10 protein-coding genes are annotated in these 11,067 nt (G+C 41.5%); 3 read left to right on the top strand and 7 right to left on the bottom strand.

Annotation, left to right across the window (positions count from 1 at the left end; all coding sequences use genetic code 11):
* Positions 1 to 84 precede the first annotated feature (84 nt).
* Both BSG1_RS17245 and BSG1_RS17240 read left to right on the top strand, forming a co-directional pair.
* The gene (locus tag BSG1_RS17245) at positions 85 to 1,005 is read left to right on the top strand and encodes an RluA family pseudouridine synthase (protein ID WP_044023096.1); all 921 of its coding nucleotides are present in this window, start codon (positions 85 to 87) and stop codon (positions 1,003 to 1,005) included.
* Positions 1,006 to 1,278, top strand: a complete 273-nt coding sequence (locus tag BSG1_RS17240; RefSeq protein ID WP_006838465.1) for a hypothetical protein — start codon at positions 1,006 to 1,008, stop codon at positions 1,276 to 1,278. It abuts the gene before it with no gap.
* A 168-nt stretch (positions 1,279 to 1,446) separates the two neighbouring features.
* On the opposite strand, the gene wrbA is transcribed toward BSG1_RS17240, so the two are convergent.
* From wrbA to BSG1_RS17210, 6 genes are all read right to left on the bottom strand, one after another.
* The gene (wrbA, locus tag BSG1_RS17235) at positions 1,447 to 2,052 is read right to left on the bottom strand and encodes an NAD(P)H:quinone oxidoreductase (RefSeq protein WP_006838464.1); all 606 of its coding nucleotides are present in this window, start codon (positions 2,050 to 2,052) and stop codon (positions 1,447 to 1,449) included.
* Between the two features lie 287 nt (positions 2,053 to 2,339).
* On the bottom strand, positions 2,340 to 3,170 hold the full coding sequence (locus tag BSG1_RS17230) for an aldo/keto reductase (RefSeq protein WP_156791521.1): 831 nt from the start codon (positions 3,168 to 3,170) through the stop codon (positions 2,340 to 2,342).
* Between the two features lie 96 nt (positions 3,171 to 3,266).
* Entirely contained in the window at positions 3,267 to 5,537 is a 2,271-nt protein-coding gene (gene helD / locus BSG1_RS17225) for an RNA polymerase recycling motor HelD (protein ID WP_006838462.1), read from the bottom strand.
* 148 nt (positions 5,538 to 5,685) lie between these two features.
* Positions 5,686 to 6,123 (bottom strand): large conductance mechanosensitive channel protein MscL, encoded by a 438-nt coding sequence (gene mscL, locus BSG1_RS17220; RefSeq protein WP_044023095.1) that lies wholly within the window; start codon positions 6,121 to 6,123, stop codon positions 5,686 to 5,688.
* 70 nt (positions 6,124 to 6,193) lie between these two features.
* On the bottom strand, positions 6,194 to 6,748 hold the full coding sequence (locus BSG1_RS17215; RefSeq protein WP_006838460.1) for a hypothetical protein: 555 nt from the start codon (positions 6,746 to 6,748) through the stop codon (positions 6,194 to 6,196).
* Entirely contained in the window at positions 6,732 to 7,634 is a 903-nt protein-coding gene (locus BSG1_RS17210; protein WP_006838459.1) for a hypothetical protein, read from the bottom strand. The genes BSG1_RS17215 and BSG1_RS17210 overlap by 17 nt, the downstream gene beginning before the upstream one ends.
* 488 nt (positions 7,635 to 8,122) lie before the next feature.
* Between BSG1_RS17210 and BSG1_RS17205 the strand changes: the two genes are divergently transcribed.
* Entirely contained in the window at positions 8,123 to 8,740 is a 618-nt protein-coding gene (locus BSG1_RS17205; RefSeq protein ID WP_198008256.1) for a nitroreductase family protein, read from the top strand.
* A 749-nt stretch (positions 8,741 to 9,489) separates the two neighbouring features.
* On the opposite strand, the gene BSG1_RS17200 is transcribed toward BSG1_RS17205, so the two are convergent.
* The coding region (locus tag BSG1_RS17200; RefSeq protein ID WP_006838455.1) for a M20/M25/M40 family metallo-hydrolase at positions 9,490 to 11,067 on the bottom strand (1,578 nt) is incomplete at its 5' end.

Below are 11,067 nucleotides of genomic sequence, written 5' to 3'. Positions count from 1 at the left end.
GCCATGGTGCCATCAGAACTAATTAAAAACAAGGCTTATTTTACTATATTAAAGCGATATTCACACGAAAAAAGGAGTTTTTCCATGAATACATATGATAAAGGTCCTGCTTTTGTCGTTTCTATTCCCCCTAAATGGGAGAATGTTACAGCCGAAGCCTTAATGCGGGACATTTGGCAGGCACCCAAAAAAACGGTCCACCAATTAAGGATGGATAAAGCCATCATACTGGATGGACAGCCGCTGAACTGGACCACCCCGCTCAAAAAAGGGGATAAGCTCCATTTTTCTCTAACCGAAAAAGAATATGGGGTGATTCCTGCCGAAATGCCTCTGCATATTTTATATGAAGATGCCCATATGATGATCGTCAATAAACCTGCGGGCATGAACACCCATCCAAACAATCCCTCTTTAGAAAAGGACACTTTAGCCAATGCCGTTGCCTGGCATCTTCAGCAAAAAGGTGAAAAAGTGGACGTGCAGCATATTCACCGGCTGGACAAGGATACGACGGGTGCGGTCGTTTTTGCCAAGCATGCTCTTGTGAAGGGTATATTGGACAGGTTGCTGGCTGAAAGAAAAATCAAGAGAACTTACTGGGCAATTGTCCATGGTTTAATCACAAATAAAAAAGGGACTATCACGAAAGCCATCGGCCGGGACAGGCATCATAATACACGCAGAAGGGTTTCGCCATCCGGCCAGCCTGCAACCACCCATTTCCAGCTGTTAGAACAAAATAAACCGAAGAACCTCAGCTTGGTGCAATTGGTCCTCGATACAGGAAGAACGCATCAAATTCGTGTACATATGAGCTCAATCGGCCACCCGCTTGCTGGGGACACCTTGTATGGGGGAAAACCCATTGTCAGCAGGCAGGCACTTCATGCTAAATATATTGAATTTGACCATCCTTTGACTGAGGAAAGGTTGGCTTTTGAAGCACCATTCCTTGATGAGCCTCCCTTGTTTTCTGCATTTTTTAAAAAGGAAGGTGAATGAATGAAGAGAGTTTGGCCTACCTTAATTATTTTGCCGCTTATTGTTTTAACGGCTTGTGCAAATCCAGCCCCCAAAATCACTCAAAAGCAAGCAGAGTCGATTGTTATTGAGAGTAACACCAGCACTATCGGAGAAGTTACGATAACGTCTGTGAATCACAAAAGGGGCAAGTATATTATCATTTGGGAGAATGAAGAAAACTGTGAGAGCGGAAGTGTTCAAGTTGATGACCAGCATGGAGGAATCTTGAAAGCTGAAACAACAATTTGTTAAGTTACATTTTCTTCTCCAAACACTCAAAAAAGCAGATATCCCTTGTGGATACCTGCTTTTTTACGTTTAAGATTGTGGTATTTTGAAAAATTTCCAATAACCGTTTTCTTTCTTGCTTACGAGGTTATTTCCTTTTAATTAATACAAGGACATCCTTCTTAACAAGAATTATTTTAAGCCGTTTTTAACAGCTTCTGTTACAGCCACTGTACGTTTTGCCTGATGTTTAACAGCTTCTTCAACATCCTCAACCATGTTGCCATCCTGGTCAACTGTTACACTTGTGCCATAAGGGTTTCCGCCTGCCGCAAATAATGCCGGGTCAGTGTAACCTGGTGCTGCAAGGATTGCTCCCCAGTGCATCATTGATGTGTAAAGGGCAAGGATAGTCTGCTCTTGGCCGCCATGCGAGTTGGCAGCTGAAGACATTGCGCTGACTACTTTGTTGGCTAATTTTCCTTGGGCCCAAAGACCGCCTGTACCGTCAAAGAATTGTTTCACTTGTCCAGGAACGTTACCGAAACGTGTAGGTACACTGAAGATGATTCCGTCCGCCCACTCAAGATCATCATTTGTTGCTACCGGAACATCTTTTGTGTTTTCCAGATGCTGCTCCCAAGCCGGGTTGGAAGAGATAGCAGCTTGTGGTGCGATTTCTTCTACTCTTAATAATTTCACTTCAGCCCCTGCTTCTTTAGCAGCTGCCTCCGCCCATTGTGCAAGCTGATAGTTTGTTCCCGTAGAGCTGTAATAAATAACCGCGATATTAGCCATGTTGAAAATCTCTCCTTTTCATTGATATATATTTTTAACCTTGGACAGGTTAAATTCTTTCCGAAATACACAGAGTTCAAACATTATTCCTACTGCATACATTTCCCTGTACAGCTTAAAATAAACTTTTTGAATTCAATTAGTTTGAAAGTATTTATCTTTAATTCGAGATAATTATATCGCCTATTTTGCTTGTCTGTCAAATAAGAAAATTAATTTATTTTTCACTTTAACACTTTAAAGCACTAAGAGGGACTGTCCCTCTTAGTGCTTTAAAGCGGTGATGTTTAGAAGTCGAAGGTATTCGGGTCTGCTCCGTATCTTTCATCCATGTTCAGGGAGTTGATTTGGTTCAAGTCCTCTAAGCTTAGTTCAAAGTTGAAGAGGTCAATGTTTTCTCTCATCCTGCTTTCACGGACTGACTTAGGAATGATGATCGTGTCGTTCTGGAGATGCCAGCGGAGGATAACCTGAGCCGCTGTTTTGTTATATTTTCCGGCTATATGGTTCAATGTGGGCTCGTCCAGGAGTCTGCCGCGGGCGATCGGCGACCATGCTTCTACTGCAATATCTTGCTTCTTACAAAAGTCACGCAGGGCCTGCTGGCTTAATCTTGGATGAAGTTCAATCTGGTTTATGACAGGTTTTTCATTACTGTTTTTCATCAAATCTTCCAGATGATGCTGGTTGAAGTTACTCACGCCGATTGCTTTGATGAGTCCCTCATCATACAGGCGTTCAAATGCTTTCCATGTGTCTTTATATTTTCCGGCAACCGGCCAGTGAATCAGATAAAGGTCCATGTAACCCATGTCAAGCCGCTTCAAGCTCTCTTCAAATGATTTTAAAGTGGAATCATATCCCTGGTCGTCGTTCCATACCTTGGATGTAATGAAAAGGTCTTCCCTGCTGACCCCTGATTCTTTCACAGCCTGTCCTACACTCACTTCATTATTGTAAAAAGAAGCTGTATCGATGGATCTGTATCCAATTTCAATTGCATTTTTAATTGCTCTCACGGCTTCGTCATGATCTTCCATTTTATAGACGCCGAGTCCGACATACGGAATTTCCACTCCGTTATGCAGCTTACGAGTACTTTGCAGATTTTTAACCAAACTCGTTACCTCCTTTTTGTCCATTCTACAAACCTTGTTAAAAAAATGCTAAAATAATGACCCTTCCCGTAATTACGAAGAAGGGTCAAGTGAAAACTATTCCAATAGAAAATCCGATTTATTTTTACCAAAGAAGTAAAGTCTGTGCAGCGGCCTGGTCATTCCCACATATAAAAGCTTTATATCAAGCTCGTTATCTTCGTTATACTGTTCGTCTATTGAAGTGATGACGACGACATCGAACTCGAGACCTTTTGATAGATAAGAAGGAACGACAACGATCCTGTCTTTTGGAATGCTTTCCTGTTCCGCCAGAAGCTTGACCCCGCCAGGGAATTTCGCCTCCAGGAGTCCGGCTATTTTTTCACAGTCCCTCATTGTTTTTCCGATGACCGCGAATGTCTGGAAGTCCTCTTCTTCCCTCAATCCTGATATCAGATGAGACAGCCTTTCTACTAGTTCTTCTTTCTTGTCATAGGAAAAGAATTCTGGTTTATCGCCGTGCCTTACTACCGGATTTACCTGAGGAAAATCATGAGGAAGTTTTTTTAGCAGTTTATTAGCTTCTTCCATAATTTCAATGGTGGTCCTGTAACTTTTTTGCAGCTCCGTATAAGTCGCACGCGGAAAAATTTCTTTGTACACAGGTTCCCAGGACTCCAACCCGCGGTATGAATGAATACCTTGGGCGAGGTCGCCGACGAGTGTAAACATGTCTGTCTGAAGGGCTGTTTTCAACGAGTAAAGCTGCATATAACTGTAGTCCTGAGCTTCATCGATCACGACATTTTTCGCTTTATAAAAAGAATCCACACCGTAAAGAGCCGTCTGTAAGTATAGAAGTGGTGCAAGATCCTCCATTTCGAACGTTTTCTTTTTCAATCTTTTTAAAGTATATTCGCAAATTTCCCTTGCTTCCTCCACGGAAATCCGGCCATTCCCATACTCCACAAGCTTATCCCAATCGGAAAATAATTCCTGATAGTATTGCACCAGCGTCTTCTTCTCGAACTGTTTCATGTACTGAGACAATCCGGTACGAATCGCTTTCTGGATTTCCTTCATTCGCTCAGCTTTTTTATCCAGTGCCTTGGAAATATATTCTTTCCGATTGGCTGCATATTTCTTATGGTAAAGTGCTTTCTCAATCTTTTCGTCAAAAAAATTCTCTACCTTTTCAACCATCATCTTTTTATTGGAACGTACATAACTCTGCAACAGGAGTTTCAGTTTCTCAACTCTTCTGTATATTGGCATGTAAGTATAATCTTCTTTTAAAAGAGAAGTGAATTTCTTAGCAGAAAATAACCGGTACTTGTCAATGACAAAGTCCTCTGTCGGATAAAACCTGCTTTCAATATCGGCTATATAGGCATCCAGAATTTTTCGGAAATCCCTTGATCCTTTCCATCCTGATATCCAGGCTGCCTGTTTGCCTTCATCATCCGTCTTTTCAATCAAGCGGATCAATTTGTTATCTTCCACTAGTTTCAATTCTTTTTCCAGGCACGTCATCACGTAGTCACTGAACGTCGTTTGCCTCACTTTTTCTACACCGAGTTCAGGCAGCGCCTCAGATATGTAATCGATAAACAGCCTGCTGGGTGCTAAAATCATGAGCTGACGCGGATCGAAGTGTTGCTTGTAGTTGTAGATGAAATAGGAAATCCTGTGAAGCGCAATGGTCGTCTTTCCGCTTCCCGCAGCACCCTGGACAATGATTGGTTTATTTAAATCAGCCCGGATGATACGGTTCTGTTCTTCCTGGATGGTGGATATGATTTCAGTCAAACGGTTGCTGGAGCTTTTAGAAAGCGACTCTTGAAGCAGTTCATCTGTCGTGGTCAAATCGATGTCGCGTATCTCCTCAAGACTGCCATCTTCGATCATATACTGTCTTTTTAAAGAGAGATGTCCATGATAGGTTTCGTCTTCTGCTTCATAAGAAACGTCACCTATGCGTCCTTCGTAGTACAAGTTTGCGATCGGTGATCTCCAATCAACAATGATCTGTTCCTGGTTTTCACGCTGATAGAGCGACGTTTTCCCAATATAGTGTCTTTCTTCTTCCGGTGATTCATCATGTTTGAAATCAATCCTGGCAAAATAGGGCTTCTTTTTTGCCTTTTGAAGCGCTTCCAACTCTTCCTTCGACATTTCGAAAAAGCTGGCGTTTGTCAGGATATCGATATAGGCAGCGGACGATTCCAGCCAATCGACATCACCGAAGGCATTTTCAATATTCTCTTTGAACTGGTCTTTACTGGTTTGGGCCGTTTGAATAACCACATCAATGTAGCGTTTGGTGAATTCAAGTCTGTCTTTTTCTTTTGGTAAATCGGGGTGATTGTGAGTTTCGTTCGTCATATATTTCTCCCTTCATTTGATTTCAGCCGCAATGGAGAAAGTTGACAATTATGTAGGCGTTTTGGTGAGCAGAAGAATATATTATCAGAAAAGTGGAACGAAAACAATAATTTTCAAAAAAATTAGACTGACACAAAGTAATTTTGCATCAGTCTCTCTTTTTGAAGCGTATGGACGTTCTCCTCCCCTGAATTGGAGGATGGTCAACTTCTTTATCTTTCTGCATTTTTTTTAGTAAATCACGTATCTCCAGCAGAACTTCCAATTGAGTTGATGATTTGATTTCATAAGATTTCCCTTTTCCCCTCAGCCTGTTGAATATTTTGATCATGAGGAAAATCGAGCCTGCCACAAGAAAGAAATCTACAAGCGTCTGGATGAAAACTCCATAATAAATCACTTCTGCCCTGATCCGGTAGCTGAGCCCTGCAAAGTTAACCCCGCCAAACAGGATCCCTATCACAGGCATTATCATATCTTTGACCAGGGACTCGACGATTTTGCTGAACGCAGCCCCGATCATGACAGCAACGGCTAAATCGAATACATTTCCTCTTGAGATAAATTCCTTAAATTCCTTCCACATATCTCCTCCGCGCCTGTTCATGTTTTAGGCTTTTCCATACCTTGTATCACTTTATGCTGAAGGCATGTTGTTAAGAAGTGTGTTCTGCCGAAGAGATATATCGTTTGAAAGAATTAATTTTTACAATATAAATAATTTCAACAATCAACCCTGTAACAATGATGATGAGCAGGTACCCCGTCACCCAGTCCCTAAAAAGCAGTATTGCCGGAAAAGTCAGAATGATAATCAATTGGATTGAAAAGTAAACGCGTTTGAATTTACCCACAGAGCGTAGAACTTCCTTATCCGGTGCCATGACCAACATGGAAGAAAGCAAATTCATATGAAAGAACAGCGATAAAATCGAAATCCCTCCTATAGCGGCAATCTCCCAAGTGAAATCACGGTTGGTATCATTTATATTGATATTGCCAAACCCGATGATTTCGATTAATGACAACACAGCCAAAATGATAACGGACGTTTTGGCATAGGTTACCCATTTTGAATGAGGGAGAGATTTCATTCCCCTAAATAAAAAAATATATCCGATAGCATCATGGAAGATATCGAATGTGTTGATCCTGATATCAATGAGCAAAAATAAAAGTCCCCAGACCAATAGCTTAATTGCCTTTTCCATCCTTGTTCTCCTCCTCTCTGAGTTTTTTCAGCTCTTTGATCTGCTTGGAGGTTAAGTAAGGCTGTTCGCTGATTCTTATTAAATTCTGCTTTATTTCTCCTTGGTCTGTCTTAAACATTCCTGTGATATCTGCCTCAATCGCATGGATATCATTTTCATACATCAAATCTTTATCAACGACGGCATTTATTCTCAAACTGTCATCTGCGTTTAATTTTATAGGAAGATCTATATCCGTAAGTTTTTGTTTATCACCTCGGGATTTTATATCCTTGATTTCAAGTGCTTCAGGATTTACAGCTTCTGAAGATGTATCCCATCCCAGTTTCAAAACGGGAGAGAGAGCCTCTTTAAATTCCAGGTTAATATCCGTTAACTCACTGTCCCTGATAATATTCAGCGAAGAATAAGATTCTCCTTGGTTACTGCTGCCGGCCGCAGAAATTTGAACAACTTGTTCCCCTGACCTTTTTCTTTCTGAAGTTTTCAAGTGTATGGCACCGATATCAGCTTCAACCACTTTCCCATTTGAGAAAGTAAAGGTCATTTCTTTTAAGATTACCTCGTCTTGTTCAATATTTTTAATACGGATATACGCTTCATTGTGCTGAAAAATCCCTTCCTGATGGCGGATGTCTTCATGGTCCACAAAAATGAGATGACCGGGAAGCTCCTCGGACGTCACATTGGTCAACTGCCAGTCTTCACCTTGATTTGTAATATAATGGATTGGTATGTAGTCAACAGAAGAATTGATGATCTCCTTTTGATAATAATGAGATAGAAATAAAGGCTTCTCTAGCTGCGATAGTTTCAAATATGAATAAAAGCCTCCAAATACCAATGCATACATCATTATAACAAGGATTAATGTCTTGATTTTCATATAGCTACCCCCCTCTATTATCTTATCAGAAGCAATCTTGTCTAAGGCCAGCCATCGTAAAAAAAGAGGAAGCAAATATGCCTCCTCTTTTCCGTCAAAAGAAAAACTTCTTCAATATTGCAGCCAACAGGAATAATGCGACTGCAAACATGACAATGACCAATATTTTCTCATCTTTGTTTCCAAGCAAAATGAACATCCTTTCTTCAAGAAAGTTATCAATTATTTTTTTGCGGTGAGACCAGTGACTTTACTATTTTTCTTTTCAGCGTACAGCAAGGGGAGAATTATTAAAATGAGATAGCTTGTCAAATAATAATTTAATAAGACTGCATATATGGGCCTTACTGCTCATTTATATACTTCTGTTATGGCGTTTCCTTGACGTATAGAGCCTGCTTTAATAAGATGACACTATTGAATTACTAAAAGTAATTAACTTACTAAAACATACCATAAATTGATTTTGATAAACAATTCAGGGGGGTATCATCTTGGAAAACATCTTTGATGCAATGAGAGAAAGACGCTCGACCAAAAATTATGATCCGACTATAGAAATATCTACAGAAGAATTAGTGGAAATCCTCGAATATGCCGGAAGAGCTCCATCTGCCTGGAACCTCCAGCAGTGGCATTTCCTCGCCTTTCACAACAAAGAGGCACAGGAAAAGCTGCTGCCGATCGCCTATAACCAGCAGCAAATCGTTGATGCCTCTGCTGTCATTGCTGTACTGGGTGATTTAGAAGCCAACAAAAATGCCGATCCGGTTTTTGATCCTTCCATTGAAAAAGGGGACATGTCCAGCGAACTTAAGGAAATTCTCGTAAAACAAATCGAAGGGGCCTACTCACGTGAACAATACCCTCGGGATGCAGCATTCAGCAACGCATCATTGGCAGCGATGCAATTGATGCTGGCCGCTAAAGGCAAGGGCTGGGACACCTGCCCGATCGGAGGATTCAACCCGCAAAAACTAATGGAAGACTTTGATGTTTCCGATCGATATGTACCCATCATGCTAATCACCATCGGAAAACCTGTCAAAGAAGCCAGAAAAACAGATCGTCTCGATATTAAAAGCCTTATCACTTGGGCTAAATAACACGTTATATTATGAGGGAAGCTGGATTTCAGCTTCTTTTTTGTCTTTATTCCCGTTTTTATTCGGGGGCAAGCCTGACAGTGATACTTTTTTATGGAATATTTGAGAGCTGTTGCTGGTGCTCGTGAGCCGGAATGCTCGTTGTTGCTCTTTTTGGGGTGATTGATACTTTTTCAGACCTGCATCCTCTCGATTTACACCTTCTCATTGGACCGGTTATCTCTTTTTCACACCAGCATCCGCTTGGTTTCTCTTTCTCGTTGGGGCGGTTACCTCTTTTTCAGACCAACATCTGCTTGGTTTCCCTTTCTCGTTGGGGCGGTTACCTCTTTTTCACACCAACATCCGCTTGGTTTCCCTTTCTCGTTGGATCGGTTACCTCTTTTTCACACCAACATCCGCTTGGTTTCCCTTTCTCGTTGGGGCGGTTATCTCTTTTTCACACCAGCATCCTCTTGGTTTCCCTTTCTCGTTGGGTTGGTTACCTCTTTTTCAGACCATCACCCTTTTAGTTTTCCTTTCTCATTGGTCAATTCACCTTTTTTCAGACCAACATCCACCTGGTTTTCCTTTCTCATTGGCCTATTAACCACCTTTACGGGCCAACACCTCTCTATCTTCGCTTGTTCATTGGTCAATTACATTGATAGGACACCACTCCTTATGGAACTGAAAACACCACTCCGTTTCTCCGGCACTCGCAACGCCCCAAAAAAAAGCCGACAACAAAAGCTGTCAGCTGCAAACCATTATTCTATTTTCAGAAGCTCCTTCGTAACCCCTCTGATAATTCCGGGGAGAGTCGAAAAGGAATATGGCTTGTAGACCCTTTCTGTCCATTGGTGTCCATCTCGTCCATATACTCCGATGTTGATGGATGGGATATTGAGCTCCCTGATTCGGTCAATCGGTACTGGGTATAGGGACTCGATCATCGGCATGTTATCCTTGAATGCCTCTATGTCTTCATCACTTTCATGAAGCGATAAAAAGCTTCCATCTGCCAGGTAAGGGAAGAATCGTTTAATTTCAAACTCCTCTCCCGTATCCTCTGCGGTTTTTTTCAAGCAGTCTTTTAATACTTGATTTACTTTCTTTCCATATTCATTTTCATCGCTCAAATAATTGTGCGGCAAGAACGGCGGTGCAAAGAAGACAATGACTCTTGGTGTCTTTTCCGGATCAAGCTGCTGCAATGCTTCAACAATGGAGAAGGCAATTTCTCGGTTGTCTTCGCCTTTCATTTTGGCAAGTGTTTCATTCATCACCTTTTCAGGATTCAAGCCTTTTTCTTTCAGCTCTGCCACAAATTCTTCGAATGAGGTTACTTCGACTTTCCAGGAAACCTCTCTTTCCGGAAAACCATGAAGACTGCGATATCTTTCATACTTTTCTTTAGAAGAGGCTTCCAATTCGCGCACAGATTCCTTTGTGATTTCAAGTAGATTCATCAACACTTCCTTTGATGTCTTTTCATAAACGAAGTAATTGAAATAAATTCTGGTCTCCAAAGGGGTCTGCACATTGTAGACGTTCTTCTTGTCTTTGAAATACAGGCAGGAAGGCGGAAGAACAAACTCCCCCTCTATGTCTTCAAGCAGGTCGATATTCTGATTGACCTTCAAGTTAATAAGAGAGGCAATCCGCGTTGGATCAATGGAAGTTAGAATATCCCCCACATGGGCCTCTCTCCCTGTAATATAAAAACAAGGCAGCAGTTTGCCGGCGGCCCCTGTGTAAATGTATCTCTTGCAATCACCATCATATACCGGTGAAATAAAATCATTATTGATTGCAGCTAAAAACTGAGTTCCTTCCTCCTTGAGGCGGTACAATTCATCGATGGCTCCAATCATTCCTGCGTGTTCACTTTCCTCGTCAGGATTGAACAGAAACAGAAGGTCTCCCTCCAAATCTTCCGCTATTCCGGAAAAATATAAAAGGTTGGCTAAATGGACGGCAATCCCGCTTTGCATATCGAGTGATCCCCTGCCAAACAACCATTTTCCTGACCTGGCATCTTCCTTCACTTTTTCATCAACTTCATGTTTGGAAAAGTACGCTTCCAAAAAATCCGGATTGTGGGCATGTTCTTTCAGAACCCCAAAATCGTCTGTGCCGACAGTATCGAGATGGGCATGAAACAGCAATGTTCTCCTTGTTTTCCCGCATACTCTGGCAAAAACATTAAAGCGGCCATGCTCGTCATCCGGCAGAGGCTGGATCCAAAGATTTTCAGGATGCTGTTGGAAATATGGGAATGTTTCAATGATTTCCTTGATTTGCATGGCTTTGTTTTTTTCACCATCTGTATTATTGTAGCTTTT

This window comes from Bacillus sp. SG-1, from assembly GCF_000181495.1.
GTDB lineage: Bacteria > Bacillota > Bacilli > Bacillales > Bacillaceae_B > Rossellomorea.
This window is presented reverse-complemented; position numbering and strand designations above follow the sequence as displayed.

Excerpts from the sequence above, each read along its gene's own strand:
- BSG1_RS17210 (WP_006838459.1), bottom strand. The coding sequence starts at position 7,634 with ATGAAAATCAAGACATTAATCCTTGTTATAATGATGTATGCATTGGTA.
- BSG1_RS17240 (WP_006838465.1), top strand. The coding sequence starts at position 1,006 with ATGAAGAGAGTTTGGCCTACCTTAATTATTTTGCCGCTTATTGTTTTA.
- wrbA (WP_006838464.1), bottom strand. The coding sequence starts at position 2,052 with ATGGCTAATATCGCGGTTATTTATTACAGCTCTACGGGAACAAACTAT.
- mscL (WP_044023095.1), bottom strand. The coding sequence starts at position 6,123 with ATGTGGAAGGAATTTAAGGAATTTATCTCAAGAGGAAATGTATTCGAT.
- helD (WP_006838462.1), bottom strand. The coding sequence starts at position 5,537 with ATGACGAACGAAACTCACAATCACCCCGATTTACCAAAAGAAAAAGAC.
- BSG1_RS17245 (WP_044023096.1), top strand. The coding sequence starts at position 85 with ATGAATACATATGATAAAGGTCCTGCTTTTGTCGTTTCTATTCCCCCT.
- BSG1_RS17215 (WP_006838460.1), bottom strand. The coding sequence starts at position 6,748 with ATGGAAAAGGCAATTAAGCTATTGGTCTGGGGACTTTTATTTTTGCTC.